Here is a 24,016-nt window from a genome sequence, read left to right as displayed (position 1 = left end):
CTCTGGCCATGTCCCCGCGCCGCCGCATCACCGTCAGCGCGGTCGGCGAGCTGCTGCTCCTGCTGGCCGACGGGGCTCCCCGGACGCGGGCCGACGTGGTCGCCGAGACGGGCCTGCCGCGCGCGGCCGTCTCCGCCCAGCTCGACGTCCTCACCGCCTCGGGCCTGGTCGCCCGGCAGGACGACGCTCCCTCCTCCGGCGGCCGTCCCGCCGCCCGCGTGGCCTTCGACCCCCGGGCGCGCAGCCTCCTCGCCGTCGACCTGGGAGCCGCGCACGCCGTCGTCGCCCTGACCGACCTCGACGGCACGGTCCTCGCCCGCCGCCGCGAGAGCATCGCCATCGCCGACGGCCCCCTCGCCGTCCTCGGCCACGCCCTCGACGTCGCCGCGGCCCTGCTCGGCCGGACTCCGGCGGCCGGCCCGCTCGCGGGAGTCGGCGTCGGCGTCCCCGGACCCGTCGAGCACGCGACGGGCCGCCCGGTGAAGCCGCCGATCATGCCCGGCTGGGACCGCTTCGACATCCCGGAGTTCGTCGGCCGCCGCCTCCCCGTGCCCGTCCTCGTCGACAACGACGTGAACCTGCTGGCGCTCGGCGAGCACGCCGACCACTACGCCGACGTCGACGACCTCCTCTACGTGAAGGTCTCCACCGGCATCGGAGCCGGGATCGTCAGCGGCGGCGCCCTGCAGCGCGGAGCCCTCGGAGCCGCGGGCGACCTGGGCCACGTGCAGGTCCCCGGCGACCGCGGCGAGGCCGACCTCGAGGCGATCGCGAGCGGCTCGGCGATCGCCCGCCGGCTGACCGAGTCCGGGATCGACGCCGCCAGCACCTCCGACGTCGTCACCCTGCTGACCGGCGGGGACCCCACCACCGTCGAGCTCACGCGCGCCGCGGGCCGCGACATCGGCGAGGTGCTCGCCACCTGCGTGAACCTCCTGAACCCGTCCGTCATCGTCGTCGGCGGCAGCATCGCCCAGGCCAGCCACGAGGTCCTCGCCGGGGTCCGCGAGGTCGTCTACCGCCGCTCCCTCCCCCTGGCGACCCGCGCGCTCGACATCGTGCAGGCCGCGGCCCAGGGCGGAGGCGTCCGCGGTGCCGCCCTGATGGTCCGGCGCCATCTCCTCTCCCCCGCGCACGTCGACGCCTTCCTCGACGCCTGAGCCGCCGGCTCGGGCCGTCGCGCCCCGGTGAGAGGCCGCGGGTCGGCGTGCCGATTCGACCGGGCGCCGCAGGGGGCAGAGAATGAATCGGTGCCCGACCTGCAGCTCTCCTTCCCCTGGGAGACGCAGCCCGTCTTCACGGACGCCGAGCCCCCGCACCTCCGGAGGGTCGTCGCCGACTCCTCGGACCGCGTCGCCTGGCTCCGCGCCCGCTCGCGCGGCATCACGGCGACCGACGTCGCCCGCCTCTCCTCCCCCGCCGCGATCGGCAGGGCCGCGCTCGACAAGCTCTACGGCACCGGCTTCGGCGGCAACGCCTTCACCGACCACGGCCGCGCCCGCGAGCCCGAGATCGCCGCCTGGGTGCGGAGCGAGCACGCGATCGAGCCCAGCAGCACCCTCTTCCACGCGAGCCAGGAGCGGCGCCACCTCGCCACGCCCGACGGCATCGGCCTCCGCGAGGACGGCCGGCTCGAGCTCTGCGAGATCAAGACCACGACGAAGCCGTGGCGGAGCATCCCGCGCCACTACCTGCGGCAGGTCTTCTGGCAGCAGTACGTCCTCGGCGCCGAGCGCACGCTCGTCGTCTGGGAGCAGCACCGCGACTTCGTGCCGATCGAGGGCGAGCCGAACTCCCGCTGGGTCGACCGCGACGAGGACGAGATCCACATCCTCGTGCGGCTGGCGGGGATGCTGATGGCCGAGCTGCACGAGCGGACGCGCGCCCGGTGACGGTCCTCCTCCTGCACGGCCTGGGCGGCGACCGCTCCCAGCCCCTGGGGCTGCTGCGCTCCGCCCTCCCCGCCGGCAGCGAGGTCATCGCTCCGGACGTCCGCGCCCACGGCGCCTCCGAGCTGCTCGGCGCGCCCGGCGACTTCGCCCTCGAGGCGCTGGCCGACGAGGTGACGGAGGAGGTCGTGCGGGCCGGAGCCGCGCACAAGCCGCTCACGGTGCTCGGCATCTCGATGGGCGCGGCGATCGCCCTGCGCCTCGCCGTCCGACGCGTGCTGCCGATCGACCGCGCCGTCTTCGTGCGTCCCGCCTTCACCGCCGAGCCGCTGCCCGAGAACCTCACCGTGTTCCCCGTCATCGCGCAGCTGCTGCACGACCACGGAGCGAAGCGCGGCGAGCGGATGTTCCGCGCCTCGGGCCCGTTCGCGCGCGCCGCCGAGGTGTCCCCCGCGTCGGCGGAGGCGCTGACGCTGCAGTTCCGCTCCCCGCGGGCGGCCGAGCGCGCCGTTCGGCTCGCCCAGATCCCGCGGAACGCCGCCTACCGAGACTCCGGAGAGCTGGGCGAGGTCATCGCGCGCACCCTGGTGATCGCGGCCGAGCGCGACCCCGTGCACCCGGTCGAGGTCGCGGAGGCGTGGGCTAGGGCTCTTCCGGATGCGGACTGCGAGCGGGTGCCGTCGCGGGACGAGGGCTTCGCCGCTCAGCAGGACCGGATCCGCGGGCACGTCCGCGGCTGGCTCGCTCGGCGCTGAGGTCCTCGAGCGCGAGCACCAGGCCGACGAACGCGAGCCAGAGCACTGCGATCGCCGTCGCCACGAACTCGAGCGTGCCGCCGAGCCGCAGCCACACGCGCAGGAGCGACAGGATCCCGCCCGTCCCGGCGACGACCGCCACCGAGATCCCCGCGGCGAGCGAGAGCCGCGCGACCGCAGGGCGCCCCCGCACGGTCGCCAGCTGGAGCATCGCGGCGCAGGCGGCCCCGAAGCCGAGCACGGCGGCCGAGGTGTGGATGAGGTCCTGCCAGCGGAAGGCCGGCCCGACCGGCAGCGGGCAGCCCGCCGTGCAGGTCACCTGCGAGGCGAGCGCGAAGCAGGCGGCCGCCAGGAGGATCGCGCCCGCCGGGCGGAGGGCGGGGAGCAGGCGGGCGCGCACCGGCCAGGCGCCCGCGGCGATCAGCGCGCCGCCGGCCGCCACGAGCAGAAGGGCGGCCTCGAAGGCGCCCGCCGTCGGCAGGTCCGGCGCGCCCATCTCGCTGACGTAGACCCAGCGGCTGGTGCCGATGCTGATCCGGGCGGCCAGGAGGACCACGAGCCCGGCCAGGACAAGGAGGGCACCGCCGACCAGCAGGGTACGTCGGCGTCGCATCCCCTCATCGTGCCAGACCGGGCGCCCGCGGCTCCGCGCGCCAATCTTCTCCCGAGGGTGACACCCCCGTAACAGCGCCGACTCATTGCCTCGATTGACTGGTCGCGGCGTCGGATGCGGGGATCGGGGGCGACGTCCTCGGCACGCTCCACCCGCACGCCTCAGCGACAGGAAAGGCGACGATGCACACCAGCGCGCTCGGGCACGGCCTCGCGATCGGCGAGATCCCGGAGGAGGTCGTCCTCCCCGACACGATGACGGCGGCGGTGATCGACGCGCCGGGCGACGCCTCCGCCCTGCACCTGGCGACCGTGCCGACACCCTCCGCCATCAACGCCGAGTTCACCGTGAAGGTGGTCGCGGCCGGCGTGAACCCGCTCGACGCGAAGACGCGCGCGGGCCAGGGGGTCGCCTCGCAGATCGCCTCCTACCCGGCGGTCCTCGGCCACGACTTCTCGGGCGTCGTCGTCTCGAGCCCCTACCCGGCGCATCCGCTGCGGCCGGGCGACGAGGTCTACGGCTTCGTCATGGTGCCGCGCTACTCGGGCTCCTACGCGGAGTACGTCAGCGTGCCGAGCGTCTCCATCGCGCGGAAGCCGTCGACGCTCTCCCACGTCGAAGCGGCCGGCGTCCCGCTCGCGGCGCTCACCGCCTGGGGCATGGTCGTCGAGCTCGCCAAGGCGCACGAGGGTCAGCGGATCCTCATTCACGCCGGGTCGGGCGGAGTCGGCCACTTCGCGGTGCAGTTCGCCGCCTACTTCGGCGCCTCGGTGATCGCGACCGGCTCGACCCGCAACCTGCAGTGGCTGCACGAGCTCGGCGCCGCGCAGGTGATCGACCACACGGCCGAGCGCTTCGACGAGCTGCTGTCCGGCGTCGACGTGGTCATCGATCTGGTCGGCAACGTCCACGACGACACGGGCTCGCGCTCGCTGAGGGTCCTCCGCCCCGGGGGCCTGATCGTGAACGCGCCCACCGGGAGCTGGCCCGGGTTCTTCGAGGAGGCGGCCGCTGCGGGCGTGCGCGCCTCCACCTACCGCGTCGCTCCCGACGGGGCGACCCTCGGCGTGGTCTCGCGCCTTCTCGAGTCGGGCGACGTCCGCGTCTTCATCGACGGCATCTTCCCTCTCGCCCGCGCCTGCGAGGCGCACGAGCAGCTCGAGACGGGCCACACCCGCGGCAAGATCGTCCTCACCGTCTCCGAGGGCTGATCTCCGCGAGGGGCCGCTCCGGTACGCGACGCGGAGCGCGTCGCGTGCCCGGGTGGCGTCTCGCGGGGAGGGTCAGGTGAGAGAGCGCTCGAGGACGAAGTCGTCCTCCCAGCGGTCGCCGACGAGGAAGCGCTTGCGGCCGACGACCGCGAAGCCGTGCTTGGAGTAGAAGCGCTGAGCACGCGCGTTCTCCTCGTTGACGCCGAGCCAGACGCCCGCGGCATCGTGAGCCCGCGCCTCCTCGAGGGTCGCGGCCATCAGCGCGGCCGCCGCTCCGGAGCCGTGCCGGCCGGGCAGGAGGTAGAACTTGCTGAGCTCGACGGTCGGACGCAGCCGGATCGCCGCGACGACGTCGGCGTCGGCGGGCTCCCCGCGCACGAGCATCGCGTAGCCGGTCAGCGCGCCGGAGTCGTCGTCGACCAGGAGCGAGCGGAGCGGATCGGCGAGGTGGTCGCGGAAGCGCTCGACCGAGAGCACGATGCGGACGAACTCGGCCTTCGCCTCCGCGGTGGTGTGCGGCGGGCAGGCCAGCGGGAAGGTCGCGGCGGCCAGCTCGGCAACGGCCTCGGCGTCGGCGGCCGACGCGCGGCGGACGGTCACGGGAGGCGCGGCGGAGTGGAGCGGCGGATCACCGGTCCAGTATGCCGGGACGACGAAGGAGGGGGCCCGCCGAAGCGGACCCCCTCCTCACGTCAGTGCGTGCCCGGCTCAGGCCAGGACGTTGACGTCCAGCGGGATGCCGGGGCCGAAGGTCGTCGAGACGGCGGCCTTCTGGATGTAGCGGCCCTTCGAGGAGGACGGCTTGAGGCGGAGGATCTCGTCGAGCGCGGTCTTGAAGTTCTCCTGGAGCTGCTCCTCGGTGAACGCGGCCTTGCCCACGACGAGGTGCACGTTGGCGTGCTTGTCGACGCGGAACTCGATCTTTCCGCCCTTGATCTCGGTCACGGCCTTCGCCACGTCCGGGGTCACGGTGCCGGTCTTCGGGTTGGGCATGAGGCCGCGGGGGCCGAGCACCTTTCCGAGACGGCCGACCTGGCCCATGAGCTCCGGGGTCGAGACGGCGGAGTCGAACGAGGTGTACCCGCCCGCTACCTTCTCGATGAGCTCGGCGCCGCCGACCTCGTCGGCACCGGCGGCAAGCGCGGCCTCGGCGGCCGGACCGGTAGCGAACACGATGACGCGGGCGGTCTTGCCCGTGCCGTGGGGCAGGATGACCGTGCCGCGGACCATCTGGTCGGCCTTGCGGGGGTCGACACCGAGCTTGAGGGCGACCTCGACGGTGCTGTTGAACTTGGCGGAACCGGTCTCGCGGGCGAGCGCGACGGCCTCGTCGGCCGTGTAGAACTTGCCCTCTTCGAGCTTGGCCGCGGCGGCCCGGTAGGCCTTCGACTTCTGTGCCATGTTGTTTCTCCTTGAAACGAGAATGTGGTTCTAGAGCCTGGCGGGCTCTCCCACGGGGGTGATGGAGTTCTGGTGGTGCCGCGATCGCGGCCGTGACTGCTGCTCGCGGGAGGCGGAGAGGTCCTGCGGAGGCGCTTCCGGACCGGGCGCGACCCCGCTGAGGGGCCGCCGTCGGGTTCTCGAGGCTTCCGCGGTGGGTCCGCGCCGGTGGGCGCGTCGCTCCCGCCGTCGAGCAGCCGTCGCGCTACTCGACCGTGATGCCCATCGAGCGGGCGGTGCCGGCGATGATCTTCGCGGCGGCGTCGATGTCGTTGGCGTTCAGGTCGACCTGCTTCGCCTCGGCGATCTCGCGGACCTGCGCCTGGGTGAGCTTCGCGACCTTCACGGTGTGCGGGGTCGAGGAGCCCTTGGCGACGCCGGCGGCCTTCTTGATGAGCTCCGCCGCGGGCGGGGTCTTCAGCACGAAGGTGAACGAGCGGTCCTCGTAGACGGTGATCTCGACGGGGATGACGTTGCCGCGCTGCGACTCGGTCTGCGCGTTGTACGCCTTGCAGAACTCCATGATGTTGACGCCGTGCTGACCGAGCGCCGGACCGATCGGGGGCGCGGGGTTGGCCGCGCCGGCCTTGATCTGGAGCTTGATCAGGCCGGTGACCTTCTTCTTGGGGGCCATTCTGATTCCTTTTCTCAGGGTTCGAGCGGTCGGGGGCTCCCGGCCGCTCTCCCGCGCATCCGACGGTGCCGGATCGCGGTGGAGGAGGGTCGTCCGGCGCGCACAGAGGCGGGCGCCGACACGAAAACCCGTACGAGCTTACACGAGCGGGGCCACCCCCGACAGGGCGGAGGAGGGGCCGACGCCCGGGTGCGCGTGGGGCGGTGCCGGAGGGAGCGCCGCCCGGAACGGCGAACGCCCCCTCCGACGTGCGGAGGGGGCGTTCACGCGGCGCGGAGGCGACGCGTCAGAGCTTGGTGACCTGGTCGAACGACAGCTCGACCGGGGTCTCGCGCTCGAAGAGCGAGACGAGCACGGTGAGCTTGCCGCTCTCGGGCTTGATCTCGCTGATCGAGCCGGGAAGACCCGCGAACGAGCCCTCCTTGATGGTGATGGTCTCGCCGATCTCGAAGTCGACCTCGGCGGGCAGCACGCGCTGGGCCTGCTTCTGGCCCTTGGCACCGGAGGTCTTCGAGGGGGCGACGTCCTTGATCTCGACGAGGCTCTTCAGCATCGTGAAGGCCTCCTCGAAGCGCAGCGGGGTCGGGTTGTGGGCGTTGCCCACGAAGCCGGTGACGCCCGGCGTGTGGCGGACGACCGACCACGAGTCCTCGTTGAGGTCCATGCGCACCAGCACGTAGCCGGGGATGCGCACGCGGGTGACCATCTTGCGCTGGCCGTTCTTGATCTCGACCACGTCCTCCATCGGGACCTGGACCTCGAAGATGTAGTCCTCGGCCTCGAGCGAGACCTTGCGGTTCTCGATGTTGGACTTCACGCGCTTCTCGAAGCCGGCGTAGGAGTGGATGACGTACCACTTGCCCGGCTTGCCGCGCAGCTCGGTGCGGAAGGCCTCGTACGGGTCGATGTCGGCGAGGTCCTCACCGGCGGACTCGGCGTCCTCGGCGGCGACCTCGGCCTCGTCCTCGACGGCCTCGAGGGCCGCTTCGGCCTCCTCGACGGTGTCGATGTGCGCGGCCTCGTCGACCGCGGAGTCGGCCTCGGGGTCGTCGACGGAGCCGATGGCGTCCAGCGCGGCCTCGAGGTCGGAGGCGAGGTCGTCCTCGGACTCGTTCTCGTCGATGATGCTCAGCGCACCCTGCTCGGCGGGCTCGACGGCGTCCTCAGCCTGCGACTGGACGTCGCCCTCCTGCTCCTCCTCGACCTCCGACGACTGCTCGGCAGCCGTCGCCCAGTCGACGTCGTCGCGGTTTCTGTCAGACACTCGTCACAACTCTCTCTCGATCGATCGGTCGCGCCCCTCGGGGCGCGTCCCGCTGTCGCCGGCACCCTCCGCTCGCGCGGCCCGGATGCTCTCGGGTCAGGCGGCGGGTGTGCCGAACACGTACGTCACGGCCAGGGCGAAGACCCAGTCGAGGAAGGACACCAGCGCCATCATGATGACGACGAAGATCAGCACGACCACGACGTAGTTGCCCAGCTCCTTGCGGGTGGGCGTCACGACCTTCTTCAGCTCGGCGATGACCTGCCGGATGAAGAGGGCGATGCGCGCGAACGGGTTGCGCCGCGCGGCTCGCTGCTGATTGGCGATCGCGACGACGTCCTCGCTCGGCTCGTCGACTGCTTTCCCGGCCACCTGCACGCACCTTTCCCGCACCGGAACCTCCGGTGTGGCCGACCGCCCGTCATGGGCGGCCCTGGACCGATGACCGCAGCGTCGCGGGGACCGCGTGCGACGGGCATCGATGTGCAGGGCGGACAGGGCTCGAACCTGCAACCTGCGGTTTTGGAGACCGCTGCTCTACCAATTGAGCCACCGCCCTATGGATGCCGTTGCGAGCATCCGAGGAGGAGACCGACCCGCCGCCCGTCCGCCGCGACCCTCGCGGGCGCTGTGGATGAGGGCAGAGATCGACTACCTCGGACGAGTGTACGTGGACCCGCAGGGCGTGTCCAGCCGAGCGGCGGGGGGCCTCGGAGCCCCGTGCGCGCGCAGGATACGCTGGCCGTCGTGTCCTCCACCACGCGCATCTCCGCCCGCATCGCCGCCATCGCCGAGTCCGCCACTCTGAAGGTCGACGCCAAGGCGAAGGCCCTCCAGGCCCAGGGCCGACCGGTCGTGTCCTACGCCGCCGGCGAGCCCGACTTCCTCACTCCCGAGCACATCGTCGAGGCCGCCTCGGCCGCCGTGCTCGACCCGGGGAACTACCGCTACACCCCCGCGGCGGGCCTCCCCGACCTCCGCGCGGCCATCGCGGAGAAGACGGCGCGCGACTCCGGATGGGCCGTCGACCCCTCGCAGGTCGTGGTCACCAACGGCGGCAAGCAGGCCGTCTACCAGGCCTTCCAGACCCTCCTCGACGACGGCGACGAGGTGCTGGTGCCGACCCCGTACTGGACCACCTACCCCGAGGCGATCAAGCTCGCCGGCGGCGTGCAGGTGGACGTGTTCGCGGGCGCCGACCAGGGCTACCTGGTCACGGTCGAGCAGCTGGAGGCAGCGCGCACCGAGCGCACCAAGGTGCTCCTGTTCGTCTCCCCCTCCAACCCCACCGGCGCCGTCTACTCGGCCGAGCAGACCCGCGAGATCGGCGAGTGGGCCGAGGAGCACGGCCTCTGGATCATCGCCGACGAGATCTACCAGAACCTCGTCTACTCCACCGGCGACCAGGACGACGCGAGCCCGCTCGAGCACGCGACCTCGATCGTCGAGGCGGTGCCGGCCCTGCGCGACCGGACGATCCTCGTCAACGGCGTCGCGAAGACCTACGCGATGACCGGCTGGCGCGTCGGATGGATGGTCGGCCCGGCCGACGCGATCAAGGGCGCCTCGAACCTCCAGTCGCACCTCTCGAGCAACGTCTCGAACATCTCGCAGCGCGCCGCGATCGCCGCCCTCACCGGCCCGCAGGAGCCGGCCGAGGAGATGCGCCTGGCCTTCGACCGCCGCCGCCGCACCATCGTCGCCGAGCTGAACTCGATCGACGGGATCGAGTGCCCGACCCCCGGCGGCGCGTTCTACGTCTACCCCGACGTGAACGGGCTGCTGAACCGAGAGTGGAACGGCACCACCCCGACGACCTCCCTCGAGCTCGCCGACCTCATCCTCGAGCAGGCCGAGGTCGCCACCGTCCCCGGCGAGGCCTTCGGACCGAGCGGCTACCTCCGCCTGTCCTACGCCCTCGGCGACGACGCGCTCCTCGAGGGCGTGCGCCGCTTGCAGCGGCTCTTCGGCACCGTTTAGCCTCTCTCCTCCTGCGTCGTCGATCGGCCGCGGTCGGCTCGACGTCGGGGTGCGTTGCAGAGAGCGGGACGCGTCCCGCGGACGATCCGCTGACACGCGGATCGCCGCTTGGCCGTGCCGCACGGTGACGGCGGGTACTGCGACGGGCCTGTCCGACAGGTGAGGGGTGCGTGGCATCTCGGGGCGGGGAGGGCAAGAGGGAGGCGGAAATCGGGGATCACTGTCGCCGGAGGGGTGCGACAGGGCACGCTGTGACGATGAGCGAAGACCACGCCGTCCGAGTCCGCGACCTGCGGAAGGACTACGGGGGCGCTCCGGCGGTCGCGGGAGTCTCCTTCGACATCCACCGGGGCGAGACCTTCGCGCTCCTCGGCCCCAACGGCGCCGGGAAGTCGACGACCATCGAGATCCTCGAGGGCTACCGCGACCGCTCCGGCGGCGAGGTGTCGGTGCTCGGGGTCGACCCGCGCCACGGCGACCTGGCGTGGAAGGCGCGTCTGGGGATCGTCCTGCAGTCCAGCGGCGAGTCCGGCAACGCGACGGTGCGCGAGCAGATCGCGCACTTCGCCAGCCTCTATCCGCGACCGCGCGACGTCGACGAGACCATCGAGGCCGTCGGGCTGACGTCCAAGGCCCGCTCGCGCATCGGGCGCCTCTCCGGCGGCCAGCGCCGCCGTGTCGACGTCGCCCTCGGCATCATCGGCCGTCCCGAGCTGGTGTTCCTCGACGAGCCCACCACGGGCTTCGACCCCGAGGCCCGCCACTCCTTCTGGGACCTGATCGCTCTGCTCAAGAGCGAGGGCACGACCATCCTGCTCACCACCCACTACCTCGACGAGGCCGCCCGCCTGGGCGACCGCGCCGCCGTGATCTCCGGCGGGCGGCTCCTGGCCATCGGCCCGATGAGCGCGATCGGAGGGGACGAGGCGCGCGTCCCGATCGTGCAGTGGCGCGAGGACGGCGTGCTGCACCGGCTGCGCACCACCGAGCCCGCCCGGACCGTCGCCGAGCTGCACTCCCGGATCGGGGAGCCGACGGCCCTCGAGGTCGTCCGCCCCAGCCTCGAGGACATCTACCTCGACCTCATCCGCGAGGACCGCGACGCGGTCGACCTGATCGGAGAGCCCGCGTGACCGCCGTCGCCACCCGCCCCCGCACCCTCTCCACCGGCCCGGGACGCACCGTCCGCCTCGGACTCGCCCGCGCCCGCTACGAGATCCGCTCGTACTTCCGCGCTCCGGACCAGGTGTTCTTCACCTTCCTCTTCCCGGTGCTGCTCCTGACGATCTTCTCGGTCGCGTTCGGCGACACCGCGGTGATGCAGGCGAACCCGCAGGACCCGGGCATCCCGATGGCGGAGTACTACGTGCCGGGCCTGGCCGCGGCCGGGATCCTGCTCTCGGGCGTGCAGAACCTGGGGGTCGACATCGCGGTCGAGCGCGGCGACGGCACGCTCAAGCGGCTCGCGGGAGCCCCGCTGCCGGTCTTCAGCTACTTCATCGGCAAGTTCGGCCAGGTGCTCGTGACGAGCCTCGCGCAGACGGCCCTGCTGCTCCTGGTCGCGGCGACGGTGTTCTCGGTCGAGCTGCCCACCGACAGCGGGCGCTGGGCGACCTTCGCCTGGGTCTACCTGGCAGGAGTCGCGACGTCGGCCATCCTCGGCATCGCCGTCTCCGCGCTGCCCCGCTCGGGCAAGAGCGCGACCGCCGTGATCGTGCCGCCGCTGCTCGTGCTGCAGTTCATCTCGGGGTCGTACCTGTCGTTCACGACGCTGCCTGACTGGCTGCAGAACACGGCGAGCGTCTTCCCGCTCAAGTGGATCGCGCAGGGCATGCGCGCCGTGTTCCTGCCGAGCGGGTTCGAGGAGGCGGAGGTGAACGGGTCGTGGGACCTCGGCGGCGTCGCGCTGGTGCTCGGGATCTGGCTCGTCGTGGGGCTCGTCGCCTGCCGCTTCGGCTTCCGCTGGATCCGCCGCGACAGCTGAGCCGGAGGAGGCCGCGGCCGGAGGGCGCTCGTCCCCGGGAGCGCGGCGCCTGCGGGCGCAGACCGCGCGGACTCAGACCGCGGTGCCGACCACCACGGGCTCGGGGTGCAGCAGCACGCCGAACTCCGCCAGGACGCGGCCCTGGACGTACCGGGCGAGCTCGGCGACCTGCTCAGCCGTCGCTCCTCCGCGGTTGGTCAGGGCGAGGGTGTGCTTGCTCGACACGGCGGCCCGCGAGCCGGGCAGGGCGAAACCGCGCGAGACGCCGGCGTGCTCGATCAGCCACGCGGCGCTGAGCTTCACCAGGCCGTCGGCGCGGGGAGGCACGGGCAGCCCGACGGGCGCTCCTGCCTCGACCGCGGCGAGCGGAGTGATGACGGGCGCCTCCGCCGTCGGCTCGACCGGCCAGCGCGGCGCCTCGGGCGGCAGGGAGTCGGCGAACGCGCTCGTGACGAGGGGGTTGGTGAAGAAGGAGCCGGCGCTCGCGGTGTCCGGGTCCTCCGGATCGAGGACCATGCCCTTGCCCGCGCGCAGCGCCAGCACGGTCTCGCGCACCCGCGCGAGCGGCACGCGGTCGCCGAGAGCGACTCCGAGCGCCGACGCCAGCTGACCGTAGGCGACGGGAGTGCCGTCGCCCTCGGCGCCGACCTCCTCGAGCGCGAACTCGACGGCCAGCACCGCGCCTCGGCGGCCCTGCTTGATCACGGAGGTGCGGTAGGCGAACTGCAGCTCCTCCGCCGTCAGCCGGACGGGCTCGCGGGCGCCCTCGTCGAGGAAGTCGACCGCGACCAGCGTGTCCGAGAGCTCCTGGCCGTAGGCGCCGATGTTCTGCACCGGCGACGCACCGACCGTGCCGGGGATGCCGCTGAGGGCTTCGAGGCCCGCCCAGCCGCGCTCCACGGTCGTCGCGACGAGGCCGTCCCACGACTCGCCCGCCTGGACCCGCAGGAGCACGCGCCCCGGCTCGTCGGAGGGGAGCCGCTCGACGCCGGTGGTGCGCACGCGCACGACCGTGCCCTCGACCCCGTCGTCGCCCACGAGGAGGTTGGAGCCGCCGCCGAGCAGCAGCCACGGCTCGTCGTCCGACCACAGGCCGACGAGCGTCTCGACCAGCTCCGCCTCGGTGGCGGGCTCGACGAGGCGCTCGGCGGGTCCGCCGACGCGGAGGGTGGTCAGGGCGGAGAGCAGCGGCGCGGAGGTCACGCGAGTCGGACCCGCGCCTGGGCCTTGCCGAGGACGGACTGGCCCTCGACCGAGACGGCGAGGTCGACGCGGACCCAGCCCTCCTCGGCGTTCACAGCGCCGATCCTGGCGACCACGTCGATCGCGGCGCCGTCGCGCGGGTCCACCACGACGGGGCGGGTGAAGCGCACCTGGTAGTCGACCACGCGTCCGGGGTCGCCGACCCAGTCGACGACGACCTGCACCGCGGTGCCCATCGTGAGCATGCCGTGCGCGAGCACGCCGGGCAGGCCGACCTCGGCGGCGACGTCGTCGCGGTAGTGGATGGGGTTGAAGTCGCCCGAGGCGCCCGCGTAGCGCACCAGGGTGCCGCGGTCGATCGGGAAGCGGCTCTCGGCGACGACCTGGCCGACGCTCAGCTCGGCGAGAGCGGGCAGTGCGGTGCTCATTCGTCTCCCCTGACCACGAGGGTCGAGATCGCGGTGACGACGTGCTCGCCGCTCGCGTCGACCATGCGGGACTCGGTGGTGACCATCGAGTGGGCGCCGAGCTTCTTGATGGCGGCGACCGAGAGGGTCGCGGTCAGCTCGTCGCCGGCGACGACCGGACGGGACAGCACGAAGCGCTGGTCTCCGTGCACGACGCGGCTGAAGTCGATCCCGCCGTCGGGCTCGGCGAGCAGCTGCTGGAGCGTGAACTCCTGCACGACGACGGCGAAGGTGGGCGGAGCGACGAGGTCGGGGTGCCCAGCGGCGCGGGCGGCTTCGACGTCGTGGTGCAGGGGGGAGGTCGCGGAGACGGCGCGGGCGAACTCGCGCACCTTCTCGCGCCCCACCTGATAGGGCTCCGTGGGCGCGAAGACGCGCCCGACGAGTTCGGGGTTCACTGGCACCCGGCCATACTAGGCGCTGCCGTCGCGGGGCCCTCGGGGCTCCGGAGGCGCCACCGGTGGCCACCCGGGTATGACCACCGGGAATTTCCCATCCGTGTATGGCTGACCCGCGGCCGAACTTCTCCGAAGCTGGCGGGCATGTCGACACCCACTCCCGAGCGCGACTGGGCGACCTACGCCCGCGAGCTCGGCACCAACATGCACCGGGCCCGCATCGCCAAGGGCGCCAGCCAGGAGCGGATCGCCCACGCGGCCGGGCTCGCGGGCTACACCTACCAGAAGTTCGAGAAGGGCGAGTCGAAGCCCGGCTCGCCCGCGAACCCCACGCTGCACACCCTCCTCGCGCTCTGCGAGGCGCTCGAGATCGAGCTGACGGACCTCCTGCCGCCCGACCCGCCGCGCACCTCACGCAGCGCCGAGTAGCCGGAGCACCGCGCCGGCCAGCCGCGACCCCGAGCTGAGATCGAGGTCGACCTCGCCGAGCCCGTCGGCCTCCAGGCGGAGCCTGTCCTCCCCCGACTCCCCCGGGCGGCACAGGGAGACGTGCACCGTCGCGCCCGCGGCCCCGTCTCGGCCCGCCCAGAGCACCACCGGGAGCGAGCTCGCCGCGGAGCGGTGCAGCCGCTCCCCCGCCGCGACCAGCTCGTCGTGCTCGCCCGCGCACCAGCGCGGGCACCCCTCGTCGTTCCTGCCGTCCATCCGCTCCTCCACGTTCCGCACCCCTCGGTCGAGGAGACCAGCTCACCAGGCGGTACCGACACCGAGGGCCCGCCGCGCCCCGATCCCGACCGGGGTGTGGACAGGAGACGGTCGTCCGCCCGTTGTGGAGGAGCGAGGACCAGGGTCCCATACGCAGGTGGTGCCGCCAGGGGTCCGGCACGAAGCACCGGCGCGGTGTCAGCGGTGGACGATCAGCCAGGTCGCGATCGCCGTGGTCGAGCCCGTGTTGACCATGCGGTGCGGCCGCTCGCACGGGAACGTGATGGCGTCGCCCGGCCCGAGGACGACCGACTCGTCCTCGAACTCGACCGTCAGCTCTCCGAGCGTCACCGTCCCCATCTCGAACCCGTCGTGGCGGAGCAGCTGCCGGTGCGCCGTCGAGGTCGAGCCCGGCGGGTAGGTCGACTCGAAGAAGTCGACGGCGTCCAGCGGACGCGGCGCCAGACGGCGGAACAGCACTCCGCCCTCGAGCGCCACGGGCGCCGACTCGCGCGCCCGGACGACCGCGGTCTCGACCGGCGCCGACGCGCCCTGGTCGAACACGGCGGACAGCGGGACCCCCAGCGCGTCCACGAGGGCGATCAGCCGGCCGACCGAGGGCTGCATGGCTCCGCGCTCGATCTGCGAGACGGCGCTCACGGAGATGCCGAGTCGCCCGGCGAGGGCCTTCAGCGACAGGCCCGCCGAGAGCCGCAGCTCCCGCAGTCTTGCGCCGAGCCCGGCCCCGTCCGCGATCGCCCGGGCGGCCGCCTCGTCGGGCGCGGTGTCGTCGGAGGGCATGGCCCGTCCCCTCTCGCGGATCGTCACACAGCCGTAACGGAGCCGAAACGAGCGGCGGCCTCCCGACTCGTAGCGTGGCCCGCGTGAAGTGATCACTTCACTCGGAACGCTCTCCGCGACGCCCCGCCTCCTCGGCCGGACGTCCCGACCACCCTGACACATCCGCTCCGTGCCGCTCTGCGCACGACCGCCCGAGAGGTGGATCCACCCATGTCCGACCGCGCCACCGCACCCCGAGTCACCGCTCCCCCCGTCGATCCGGATCCCGCCGCCGCGGCGAGCGCCGGCTACGACGACCGCCTCTCCAACGAGGACCTCGCCCCGCTCCGGAAGCAGCGCTGGTCGAGCTACAACATCTTCGCGTTCTGGATGTCGGACGTGCACAGCGTCGGCGGGTACGTGACCGCGGGCTCGCTCTTCGCGCTGGGCCTGGCCGGCTGGCAGGTCCTCGTCGCCCTGGTGGTGGGCATCGTGATCGTGCAGGTCTTCTGCAACCTCGTCGCCAAGCCCAGCCAGGTCACCGGCGTGCCCTACCCCGTCATCAACCGCGCGATCTTCGGCATCCGCGGCGCGAACATCCCGGCGATCATCCGCGGACTGATCGCGATCGCCTGGTACGGCGTGCAGACCTACCTGGCGGCGCAGTCGCTGAACATCGTCTTCCTCAAGTTCTTCCCGGGCATGGCCGCCCTGAACACGCCCGAGGCGTCGTTCCTCGGCCTCTCGGCTCTGGGCTACCTCTCCTACGCGATCCTCTGGGTCGCGCAGGCCGCGCTGTTCTGGAGGGGCATGGAGTCGATCCGCCGCTTCATCGACTGGGCGGGACCGGCGGTCTACGTGGTGATGCTGGTGCTGGCCGTCTACCTGGTGTCGCAGGCGGGCTGGGAGAACATCTCTCTCACCCTCGGCTCCGGCGAGCCGCTCGACCTCGCCGCCGCGGTGCCGGTGATGATCTCGGCCGTCGCCCTGGTCGTCTCCTACTTCTCGGGCCCGATGCTCAACTTCGGCGACTTCTCCCGGTACGCCCGCAGCTACGGCGCCGTGAAGCGCGGCAACCTGCTCGGCCTCCCGATCAACTTCCTCTTCTTCTCCCTCCTCACCGTGATCACCGCCTCGGCGACCGTGCCGGTCTTCGGCGAGCTGATCACCGACCCGATCGAGACCGTCGAGCGGATCGACACCTGGTTCGCCGTGCTCCTCGGCGGGCTCACGTTCGTCATCGCGACGATCGGCATCAACATCGTCGCCAACTTCATCTCCCCCGCGTTCGACTTCTCGAACGTCAACCCGAAGAAGATCAGCTGGCGGATGGGCGGCATGATCGCCGCCGTCGGCTCGGTGCTGCTCACCCCGTGGAACTGGTACTCGAACGACACCGCCATCCACTACACGCTCGGCATCCTCGGCGCGCTGATCGGACCGCTGTTCGGCGTCCTCATCGCGGGCTACTACCTGATCAGCCGCCAGCGCGTCTGGGTGGACGACCTGTACACGATGAGCGAGAAGGGCCGCTACTGGTTCTCGCGCGGCTTCAACCCCAACGCCGTCTGGGCGACCGTGATCGGCGGAGTCCCCTCCGTCGCCTCGGTGCTCGTGCCGCGCTGGATCGCGGAGGCGGGAGGCGCGGAGTTCACCTGGCTCGGCGACTACAGCTGGTTCCTCGGCTGCGGGCTCGGATTCGTCGCGATGGCCGTGCTCGAGCGGCGCGCGCCGCGGATCGGGCGCCTCGACGAGGACCTCGAGCACGTCAGCGACGGCTCGACCGTCTGATCCGGCCGGCACGGAGGAGGGATCCGCTCCGGCCGCTCCGCATCCCGCGGACCGGCGGCCGGGCGGGTCCCTCCCCCTCCCGGCACCCGAACCGAGGAACCACCATGCGCATCACCGTCGTCAACCCGAACACCAGCACCGCGATGACCGCGGCGATCGGCGCGGCTGCCCGCTCCGTCGCCTCGCTCGGCACCGAGATCACGGCCGTCACCCCGCCGATGGGTCCGGCGTCGATCGAGAGCCACTACGACGAGGCGCTCGCCGTGCCCGGCGTCCTGCACGAGATCGCCCGGGCGGAGGCGGCCGGCAGCGACGGCGCGGTCATCGCGTGCTTCGGCGACCCGGGCGTCGACGCCGCGCGCGAGATCGCGAGCGGCCCGGTCGTGGGGATCGCCGAGGCCGCCATGCACATGGCCGCGCTCGTCGGCCGGGGCTTCAGCGTGGTCACCACGCTCTCGCGCACGAGCGGCCGCGCCTGGGACATCGCCCGCCGCGCCGGGTTCGGCGACGCCTGCCGTCAGGTGCGCGCCTGCGACATCCCCGTGCTCGAACTCGACGACCCCCGCTCCGACGCCCGCCGCGCGATCCTGGCGGAGTGCGCCGAAGCGCTGGCCGTCGACGGGTCCGACTCGATCGTGCTGGGCTGCGCGGGCATGGCCGACCTGTGCCGCGACCTCTCACGGGAGCTGGGCGTGCCCGTGATCGACGGCGTCGCCTCGGCGGTGCGCCTGGTGGAGGGGCTCGTCGCGATGGGCGTCAGCACCTCGCGACGCGACGAGTACGCGGCGCCGCGGACGAAGGCGATGGCGGGGCTGCTCGCTCCGTTCGAGCGGGTCTGAGGCTCCGCACCCCGCACGGTCGGGTGTTCTACCGGACCGCCGGGCCGGACCCACCTGCGAGGATCGGGGGATGAGTGTCCTCCGCGATCTCGGCCTCGGTGCCCGGCTCTTCCTCCGCGGCTTCCGCACCTGGGTCCGCTCGCCGCGGGCGATGCTCCTCGGCGCGATCCCGCCCCTGATCGTCGGCCTGGTCTTCGTCGGCGTGCTGGTCCTGGTGCTCACGCGGGTGCAGGACGCGGTGACCGCGCTCACCCCGTTCGCCGGCGGCTGGGACGAGGGCACGGCCGCCACCGTCCGCCTGGTGCTCTCGATCGCGGTGGTCGGCGCCGTGCTCGCCCTCGGCGTGGTCCTCTTCGCCGCGGTGACCCTGCTGGTCGGCGACCCCTTCTACGAGCGGATCTGGCGGCGGGTCGAGGACGACCTCGGCGGCGTGCCCGACGAGCGCGAGAGCACCTTCTGGCAGGGGGTCGGCCGCGGCCTCCGCGACTCCGCCGTGCTGGTCGCCACCTCCCTCGGGATCGGCGTGGTCCTGGTGCTGCTGGGCCTGGTGCCGCTGGTCGGCTCGATCGTCGGCCTCGTCGCCGGCGCCCTGGTCGGCGGGAGGGCCCTCGCGCTCGAGCTGACCGGGTTCGCGGGCGACGCCCGGGGGCTCTCCCTCCGCGACCGCCGCCGCCTCCTCGGCGAGCACCGCGCGGTCTCGCTCGGCTTCGGCATCGCCGTCTACCTGGCGTTCCTCGTCCCCGGGGGCGCGGTCGTCGCCACCCCCGCCGCGACGGCCGGCGCGACCCTCCTGCTCCGGACCCTGCGGGGCGAGCCGACCGAGCGGCCGGCCGCCTGACACCGCTTGGCCGCCGCCCGGCTCTCCCCTAGACTCGCCGCGTGCGCACGTCGATCCGAAGCCCCTGGTGGCCCGCCTCCTAGGCGGACCGACGCGCAGACCCCTCGCACGCGACCGCCTCCTCCGGGCGGTCGTTCTGCATGTCAGGGCCCGGGTGGGGCACGACCCGATACAAGGACCACGATGACCTCGCTCCTCTCCCGCATCCTCGCCTCCGACGGGACGCTGCCGTTCGCGGTGGTCCTCCGCCAGGGCCGCGACGCCGTCGACGTGTTCACGGGCGACGTGCTCGACGTCGAGGGCCTGGCCGACATCCCGCTCGACGGCGACGACGTGCTGACCCTCGTGCCCTACCGGCAGGTGCGCGAGCGCGGCTTCGCGGCGAAGGACGACGGAGCCCCGCTGCGCAACCTCGTGGTGCGCGAGCGCGAGAGCGTCCCCCTGGCCGAGGTGCTGCGGCTCCTGCCCGAGCGGGAGATCCCGGTCGAGGAGCGCGGCTTCGACGTGCCGGACGACGAGTACGCCGACATCGTCCGCCGGGTGATCGAGGACGAGATCGGCCGCGGCGAGGGCGCCAACTTCGTCATCAACCGCGCCTTCGTCGCGCAGACCGACGCGCCGCCCGTCGAGGCGGTCCTGGCCTGGTTCCGCCGCCTGCTCACCGACGAGTCCGGCGCGTACTGGACCTTCGCGATCCACACCCCCGGCGTCGACGGCGCGCAGACGGTCACCGCCGTCGGCGCGACCCCCGAGCGCCACGTCTCGGTGCGCGACGGCGTCGCCATGATGAACCCGATCAGCGGCACCTTCCGCCACCCCGCGGCCGGACCCACCGGGGAGGAGGTGCTCGCGTTCCTCGCCGACGTCAAGGAGAGCGAGGAGCTCTTCATGGTCGTGGACGAGGAGATGAAGATGATGAGCGCGGTCTGCCCGGACGGCGGCCGCATCCTCGGGCCGTTCCTCAAGCAGATGTCGCGGCTCAGCCACACCGAGTACCTGCTCGAGGGCCGCACCGGACTCGACGTGCGCGAGGTCCTGCGGCTGACGATGTTCGCGCCCACGGTCACCGGCTCGCCGATGGAGAACGCGTGCGCCGTGATCGCCGAGTACGAGAAGGAGCCGCGCGGCTACTACTCCGGCGTGCTCGCCCTCTTCGAGCCGGAGGAGCACGGCTACACGGTCGACGCCCCCATCCTCATCCGCACCGCCTACCTCCGCGCGGACGGCCGCCTCACCGTGCCGGCCGGCGCGACGCTCGTGCGCCACTCCACCCCCGAGGGCGAGGTCGCCGAGACGCGGGCGAAGGCGTCGGGCGTCCTCTCCGCCCTCGGCCTGCTGCCGCACCGCGAGGTGCCGCCGGCCATCGACTTGAACGCGCAGCCGGGCGTGCAGGAGGCGCTCGAGGCGCGCAACGAGCGGCTCGCCTCGTTCTGGCTCCGGCCCCAGGCGCCCGAGCACATCGCCGGCCTCGCCGGGCACACCGCGCTGATCGTCGACAACGAGGACCAGTTCACGACGATGCTCGCCCACCAGCTGCGCCACCTCGGGATGGACGCCCGGGTCGAGCGCTGGTCGGAGGTCGCCGACGTGCTGAGCGACGACCTCGTCGTCTTCGGCCCCGGCCCGGGCGACCCCCGCGACGACTCCGACCCGCGGATCGCGCACCTGCGCTCGCTGATGACCACCCGCCTCGAGGCGGAGCGGCCGATGCTCGCCGTCTGCCTCAGCCACCAGATGCTCTCACTGCTGGCGGGCCTCCCGGTCGAGCCGCTGCCCGCGCCCCGCCAGGGCGTGCGCCTGGCGGTGGACGTGTTCGGCGAGGACGCCGCGATCGGCTTCTACAACACCTTCTCCTCCGTCGCCCCCGGCGTCGCGCGCACGCCCCGGCTGGGGCTCGAGGTGTCGGTCGATCCGGAGACGGGAGTGGTCAACGCCCTGCGCGGCGAGCACGTCGCGTCGGTGCAGGGGCACCTGGAGTCGGTGCTCTCCTCCGACGGCCTGCGCACCCTGGAGCGGCTGGTCCGCACCGCGACCGCTCAGCCCGCGCGCGCATGAGCGGCCTGCGGCTGATCGCATCGCCCGCCTACCCGGCCGAGCTGCAGGAGGCGGTGGCCGCCGCCGTGCGCGCGGCGGCCGAGGCGGCGCGCGGCTGGTACGGGCGCGGCGACAAGGTCGCGGCGGACGAGGCGTCGGTCGCGGCGATGCGCGCCGTGCTGGCCGACGCTCCGTTCGACGGCGTCGTCGTGATCGGCGAGGGCGAGAAGGACGAGGCCCCGATGCTCGCGAACGGCGAGCGCCTCGGCCGCGCCTCCGCTCCCTCCTGCGACGTGGCGGTCGATCCGCTCGACGGGACCCGGCTCACGGCGGAGGGGCTCCCCGGCTCGGTGAGCGTGATCGCGCTGGCCCCGCGAGGCACGCTGTTCGACCCGCGCGACGTCTTCTACATGGACAAGCTGGTCTGCTCCGGAGCGGGCCGGGGCGCCGTCTCGCTCGACCTCCCTCCCGCCGAGAACGCCGCACGGCTGGCGGCGGCGCTCGGGAAGCCCGTCGCGGAGCTGGTCGTCGTCGTGCTCGACAAGCCGCGTCACTCCGGGCTCATCAAGGCTCTGCGCGCGGCCGGGGTCGCGCTCGAGCTGCCCGGCGAGGGCGACGTGTCGGTCGCGATCGAGGCGGCCGATCCCGCGGGCCGCGTCGACCTCGTCCTCGGCATCGGCGGAACCCCGGAGGGAGTGGTCGCCGCGTGCGCCGTCCGCGCCCTCGGCGGGGTCATGGAGGGGCGCCTCGCCCCCCAGACCGCACCGGAGCGCGCGAACGCCCTGGCCGCCGGCCACGACCTCGACCGCCTGCTGAGCCTGGAGGACCTGGTCTCCTCGGACGACGTGCTCTTCGCGGGCTGCGCGGTCTGAGACCTCTCCCGCGGGCAGGACCTCGCCCGGGAACGCCGAAGGCCCCGGTTCGACGCGCGAACCGGGGCCTTCTCGCTGTAGCGGGAGCGGGACTTGAACCCGCGACACCACGATTATGAGCCGTGTGCTCTAACCACCTGAGCTACCCCGCCGCGCGTTCTTCGCAGGTCTGGCCTGCGGGGAACGGAGCCCCCTGTGGGAATCGGACCCACTACCTCTTCCTTACCAAGGAAGTGCTCTACCAATGAGCTAAGGGGGCGCACCTGCGGGTCTGACAGCCCCTCTCGGGGCGTGCCCGCGATTTGGCACCGTTAGACGATAGCACCTCCGCGGAGCGTCGATGACCGCGGGGGACGCGCCCCCGCGGCCGCCCGTCTGCGGCTACGCCCGGCTCGCCTCGTCGAGCGCGGCGAGCTCCTCCGCGCTCAGCTCGAGGGAGGCCGAGGCGATCAGCGCCGGCAGCTGCTCCATCACGCGGGCGCTGGCGATCGGCGCGACCACTCCGGGCTGCGAGCGGAGCCACGCGAGCGCCACCGTCGCCACCTCGGCGCCGTGCGCCTCCGCCGCCACGTCGAGCACCGCCAGCACCCGGCGGCCACGGCCGTCGAGGTAGCGGGAGGCGCCGTCGGCGCGCGGACCCTCGGGCGTCGATCCGTCGCGGTACTTGCCGGTCAGGAATCCCGACGCCAGGGCGGAGTAGGGGACGACGGCCAGCCCCGCCTCGCGGGCGAGGGGCAGCAGGTCGGCCTCGATCCCGCGCTCCACGAGGTTGTAGTGCGGCTGCAGCGCGACGGGCGAGTGCAGGCCCTCCTCGCCCGCGATGCGCAGCCACTCCGCGACGCGCTCGGCGCTGAAGTTCGACACTCCGATCGCGCGGACGAGGCCCTGGTCCACGAGCTCGGAGAACACGGCGGCGATGTCGGCCATCGGCACGGCCTCGTCGTCGAAGTGGGCGTAGTAGAGGTCGATCCGGTCGGTCGCGAGGCGCTCGAGGGAGGCGCGGGCGGCCGCACGCACGGTGTCGGGCGCGAGGCCGGTGAACTGCGGGTGGCGGCCCGCCTTCGTCGCGATCACCACGTCGTCCCGGTCCCCCGAGCGCTGCGCGAGCCACTCGCCGATGATCGTCTCGGACTCGCCGCCCGTGTTGCCCGGGACCCAGGCGGAGTAGGCGTCGGCGGTGTCGATGAAGTCGCCGCCCGCGGCCGTGTAGCCGTCGAGGACATCGAAGGAGGTCTGCCGGCCCGCGGTCCAGCCGAAGACGTTGCCGCCGAGCGAGAGCGGGAAGACGTCGATGCCGGAGTCGCCGAGCGGCGAGCGGGTGACGGAGGAGGATGCTGCGCTGTCGATGGTCATCTCCCGATTCAAGACCCGCTCCCCGCCGTGATCGATCCCCCTCACGCGCATGCGCGGCAAGGACTCAGGCTCTCAGCGCCGCGGGTAGTCGGCGTAGGCGAAGCGCGTCGAGTCCGGCGCCCAGCCGGAGACGTTGATCGTCCCCTGCCCGCCGTGGAGGCGCTCCAGCACGCGGCCGGGCTCGAGCGTCGAGCGCCCGGGGAGGTCGAGCAGCCGCAGCTCGACGTCGACGTTCTCGGGGTGCCCGGCCGTCCCCTCCGGATAGGCGAGATAGAGCAGGTGAGCGCCGTCGGGCGACTCGTGCGGGAACCAGTCGACCGTGTCCGACTCGACCAGGCGGGAGAGCGCGGAGCCGTCGAGGCCGATCCGGAACAGCTGCGCACCTCCTCCGGCCCGCTCGGAGTTGAAGACGAGGGTGCGGCCGTCGGCCGAGACGTCGACGCCGTCGTCGGCCGGCTCGTCGTCGGTCAGGGCGGTGAGCGCGCCTCCTCCGGCCGGCATCGTGTAGACGTCGGTCCGCCACCGCCCGGAGGCGTCGCCGCCGCCGATCAGCGCGAGGGTCGCGCCGTCGGGCGAGACGCCGTGCAGGTAGTGCTTGAAGCGCGCGCCCTCGCGCTCGGCGGTCAGGCGGCGGGCGGGGGCGGAGCCGTCGAGCTCGACCGCGTAGAGGTGCCCGTCGCGCGCCGAGACGTAGGCGAGCCCGCCGGACGGGGCGAGCACGTGGTCGTTGTTGAGCTCGGCCGGCACTCCGTCGAGCGGGATCGGCTCGAGCACAGGCGCCCCCTCGAGCGGCAGCCGGAAGAGGCCGCCGTCGCCGTTCACGATCAGGGCGGAGCCGTCCGGAGTCCAGTTCGGCGCCTCCACGAGGACGGAGTCGGACTCGAAGACGGTCGTCGACTCCCCCGACGCGAGGTCGTGGACGCGGAGTCGGCAGAGCTGGTCGGGGAGGAGCGAGCGGGCCATGCT

Annotated in this window: 26 protein-coding genes and 3 tRNA genes; 13 read left to right on the top strand and 16 right to left on the bottom strand. The window is 73.0% G+C overall.

Annotation, left to right across the window (positions count from 1 at the left end; all coding sequences use genetic code 11):
• The first annotated feature begins 8 nt into the window (after positions 1-8).
• From C5D66_RS04260 to C5D66_RS17045, 3 genes are all read left to right on the top strand, one after another.
• Positions 9-1,160 (top strand): ROK family transcriptional regulator, encoded by a 1,152-nt coding sequence (locus C5D66_RS04260; RefSeq protein ID WP_104223637.1) that lies wholly within the window; start codon positions 9-11, stop codon positions 1,158-1,160.
• Between the two features lie 99 nt (positions 1,161-1,259).
• Positions 1,260-1,892 carry a YqaJ viral recombinase family protein gene (locus C5D66_RS17050; protein WP_104238303.1) on the top strand — a complete coding sequence of 211 codons (633 nt, stop codon included), beginning with the start codon at positions 1,260-1,262 and terminating at the stop codon, positions 1,890-1,892.
• Positions 1,889-2,644 (top strand): alpha/beta fold hydrolase, encoded by a 756-nt coding sequence (locus C5D66_RS17045; RefSeq protein WP_181028730.1) that lies wholly within the window; start codon positions 1,889-1,891, stop codon positions 2,642-2,644. Before C5D66_RS17050 ends, C5D66_RS17045 begins: the two co-directional genes overlap by 4 nt.
• Here C5D66_RS17045 and C5D66_RS04250 read toward each other — a convergent pair.
• The gene (locus tag C5D66_RS04250) at positions 2,532-3,257 is read right to left on the bottom strand and encodes a DUF998 domain-containing protein (protein WP_104223635.1); all 726 of its coding nucleotides are present in this window, start codon (positions 3,255-3,257) and stop codon (positions 2,532-2,534) included. The two genes, C5D66_RS17045 and C5D66_RS04250, sit on opposite strands and share 113 nt — an antisense overlap.
• 182 nt (positions 3,258-3,439) lie before the next feature.
• Here C5D66_RS04250 and C5D66_RS04245 point away from each other — a divergent pair, with 182 nt between their 5' ends.
• Positions 3,440-4,468: an NADP-dependent oxidoreductase gene (locus tag C5D66_RS04245; RefSeq protein WP_374952914.1), complete on the top strand. Its 1,029-nt coding sequence runs from the start codon at positions 3,440-3,442 to the stop codon at positions 4,466-4,468.
• Between the two features lie 72 nt (positions 4,469-4,540).
• Here the strand turns inward: C5D66_RS04245 and C5D66_RS04240 are convergent, their stop codons facing one another.
• From C5D66_RS04240 to C5D66_RS04215, 6 genes are all read right to left on the bottom strand, one after another.
• The gene (locus C5D66_RS04240; RefSeq protein ID WP_104254829.1) at positions 4,541-5,068 is read right to left on the bottom strand and encodes a GNAT family N-acetyltransferase; all 528 of its coding nucleotides are present in this window, start codon (positions 5,066-5,068) and stop codon (positions 4,541-4,543) included.
• Between the two features lie 108 nt (positions 5,069-5,176).
• A complete protein-coding gene (rplA, locus tag C5D66_RS04235) occupies positions 5,177-5,869 on the bottom strand; it encodes a 50S ribosomal protein L1 (protein ID WP_104223633.1) in 693 nt (230 codons plus the stop codon).
• A gap of 244 nt (positions 5,870-6,113) precedes the next feature.
• Positions 6,114-6,542 carry a 50S ribosomal protein L11 gene (rplK, locus tag C5D66_RS04230; protein WP_104223632.1) on the bottom strand — a complete coding sequence of 143 codons (429 nt, stop codon included), beginning with the start codon at positions 6,540-6,542 and terminating at the stop codon, positions 6,114-6,116.
• Between the two features lie 286 nt (positions 6,543-6,828).
• Positions 6,829-7,806, bottom strand: coding sequence for a transcription termination/antitermination protein NusG (gene nusG, locus C5D66_RS04225; RefSeq protein WP_104223631.1), 978 nt, complete (start codon positions 7,804-7,806; stop codon positions 6,829-6,831).
• A 96-nt stretch (positions 7,807-7,902) separates the two neighbouring features.
• A complete protein-coding gene (gene secE, locus C5D66_RS04220; protein WP_068208793.1) occupies positions 7,903-8,178 on the bottom strand; it encodes a preprotein translocase subunit SecE in 276 nt (91 codons plus the stop codon).
• Between the two features lie 114 nt (positions 8,179-8,292).
• Positions 8,293-8,365: transfer RNA gene (locus C5D66_RS04215), tRNA-Trp, on the bottom strand.
• 179 nt (positions 8,366-8,544) lie between these two features.
• Between C5D66_RS04215 and C5D66_RS04210 the strand changes: the two genes are divergently transcribed.
• The 3 genes from C5D66_RS04210 (at position 8,545) to C5D66_RS04200 (ending at position 11,770) form a co-directional block, all read left to right on the top strand.
• A complete protein-coding gene (locus C5D66_RS04210; protein ID WP_374952915.1) occupies positions 8,545-9,786 on the top strand; it encodes a pyridoxal phosphate-dependent aminotransferase in 1,242 nt (413 codons plus the stop codon).
• 257 nt (positions 9,787-10,043) lie between these two features.
• Entirely contained in the window at positions 10,044-10,919 is an 876-nt protein-coding gene (locus C5D66_RS04205; protein ID WP_104254889.1) for an ABC transporter ATP-binding protein, read from the top strand.
• Entirely contained in the window at positions 10,916-11,770 is an 855-nt protein-coding gene (locus C5D66_RS04200) for an ABC transporter permease (protein ID WP_104223629.1), read from the top strand. Before C5D66_RS04205 ends, C5D66_RS04200 begins: the two co-directional genes overlap by 4 nt.
• A 72-nt stretch (positions 11,771-11,842) precedes the next feature.
• On the opposite strand, the gene C5D66_RS04195 is transcribed toward C5D66_RS04200, so the two are convergent.
• The 3 genes from C5D66_RS04195 to C5D66_RS04185 are packed head-to-tail and all read right to left on the bottom strand — an operon-like array spanning position 11,843 to position 13,844.
• Positions 11,843-12,973 (bottom strand): UDP-N-acetylmuramate dehydrogenase, encoded by a 1,131-nt coding sequence (locus tag C5D66_RS04195; RefSeq protein WP_104223628.1) that lies wholly within the window; start codon positions 12,971-12,973, stop codon positions 11,843-11,845.
• The gene (locus C5D66_RS04190; protein ID WP_104238284.1) at positions 12,970-13,401 is read right to left on the bottom strand and encodes a MaoC/PaaZ C-terminal domain-containing protein; all 432 of its coding nucleotides are present in this window, start codon (positions 13,399-13,401) and stop codon (positions 12,970-12,972) included. The genes C5D66_RS04195 and C5D66_RS04190 overlap by 4 nt, the downstream gene beginning before the upstream one ends.
• Positions 13,398-13,844, bottom strand: a complete 447-nt coding sequence (locus C5D66_RS04185) for a MaoC family dehydratase N-terminal domain-containing protein (protein WP_104227045.1) — start codon at positions 13,842-13,844, stop codon at positions 13,398-13,400. The genes C5D66_RS04190 and C5D66_RS04185 overlap by 4 nt, the downstream gene beginning before the upstream one ends.
• Before the next feature lie 138 nt (positions 13,845-13,982).
• Here C5D66_RS04185 and C5D66_RS04180 point away from each other — a divergent pair, with 138 nt between their 5' ends.
• Entirely contained in the window at positions 13,983-14,267 is a 285-nt protein-coding gene (locus tag C5D66_RS04180) for a helix-turn-helix domain-containing protein (RefSeq protein WP_104274301.1), read from the top strand.
• On the opposite strand, the gene C5D66_RS04175 is transcribed toward C5D66_RS04180, so the two are convergent.
• Positions 14,250-14,543, bottom strand: a complete 294-nt coding sequence (locus tag C5D66_RS04175; RefSeq protein WP_104254833.1) for a DUF6907 domain-containing protein — start codon at positions 14,541-14,543, stop codon at positions 14,250-14,252. The two genes, C5D66_RS04180 and C5D66_RS04175, sit on opposite strands and share 18 nt — an antisense overlap.
• A gap of 198 nt (positions 14,544-14,741) precedes the next feature.
• Positions 14,742-15,344: a helix-turn-helix domain-containing protein gene (locus C5D66_RS04170; protein ID WP_104227043.1), complete on the bottom strand. Its 603-nt coding sequence runs from the start codon at positions 15,342-15,344 to the stop codon at positions 14,742-14,744.
• A 210-nt stretch (positions 15,345-15,554) separates the two neighbouring features.
• On the opposite strand from C5D66_RS04170, the gene C5D66_RS04165 reads away from it, so the two are divergent.
• The 5 genes from C5D66_RS04165 to C5D66_RS04145 all read left to right on the top strand — a co-directional run bounded on the left by C5D66_RS04165 (position 15,555) and on the right by C5D66_RS04145 (position 21,697).
• The gene (locus tag C5D66_RS04165; RefSeq protein ID WP_104254834.1) at positions 15,555-17,114 is read left to right on the top strand and encodes an NCS1 family nucleobase:cation symporter-1; all 1,560 of its coding nucleotides are present in this window, start codon (positions 15,555-15,557) and stop codon (positions 17,112-17,114) included.
• Positions 17,115-17,218: 104 nt separating this feature from the next.
• Entirely contained in the window at positions 17,219-17,953 is a 735-nt protein-coding gene (locus tag C5D66_RS04160; RefSeq protein WP_104227041.1) for an aspartate/glutamate racemase family protein, read from the top strand.
• Between the two features lie 70 nt (positions 17,954-18,023).
• Positions 18,024-18,791, top strand: a complete 768-nt coding sequence (locus C5D66_RS04155) for an EI24 domain-containing protein (RefSeq protein WP_104223620.1) — start codon at positions 18,024-18,026, stop codon at positions 18,789-18,791.
• A gap of 183 nt (positions 18,792-18,974) precedes the next feature.
• Positions 18,975-20,846, top strand: a complete 1,872-nt coding sequence (locus C5D66_RS04150; protein ID WP_104254835.1) for an anthranilate synthase family protein — start codon at positions 18,975-18,977, stop codon at positions 20,844-20,846.
• Positions 20,843-21,697 (top strand): fructose-bisphosphatase class II family protein, encoded by an 855-nt coding sequence (locus tag C5D66_RS04145; RefSeq protein WP_104254836.1) that lies wholly within the window; start codon positions 20,843-20,845, stop codon positions 21,695-21,697. The genes C5D66_RS04150 and C5D66_RS04145 overlap by 4 nt, the downstream gene beginning before the upstream one ends.
• Positions 21,698-21,775: 78 nt before the next feature.
• On the opposite strand, the gene C5D66_RS04140 is transcribed toward C5D66_RS04145, so the two are convergent.
• The 4 genes from C5D66_RS04140 to C5D66_RS04125 form a co-directional block, all read right to left on the bottom strand.
• A tRNA-Met gene (locus C5D66_RS04140) sits at positions 21,776-21,849 on the bottom strand.
• A 35-nt stretch (positions 21,850-21,884) separates the two neighbouring features.
• Positions 21,885-21,956 (bottom strand) — tRNA-Thr (locus tag C5D66_RS04135).
• A gap of 122 nt (positions 21,957-22,078) precedes the next feature.
• A complete protein-coding gene (locus C5D66_RS04130; RefSeq protein WP_104254837.1) occupies positions 22,079-23,050 on the bottom strand; it encodes an aldo/keto reductase in 972 nt (323 codons plus the stop codon).
• A 72-nt stretch (positions 23,051-23,122) separates the two neighbouring features.
• Positions 23,123-24,013, bottom strand: a complete 891-nt coding sequence (locus tag C5D66_RS04125) for a PD40 domain-containing protein (protein WP_104254838.1) — start codon at positions 24,011-24,013, stop codon at positions 23,123-23,125.
• Positions 24,014-24,016: the final 3 nt, after the last annotated feature.

This window comes from Rathayibacter sp. AY1B4, from assembly GCF_002932815.1.
Classification (GTDB): domain Bacteria; phylum Actinomycetota; class Actinomycetes; order Actinomycetales; family Microbacteriaceae; genus Rathayibacter.
This window is presented reverse-complemented; position numbering and strand designations above follow the sequence as displayed.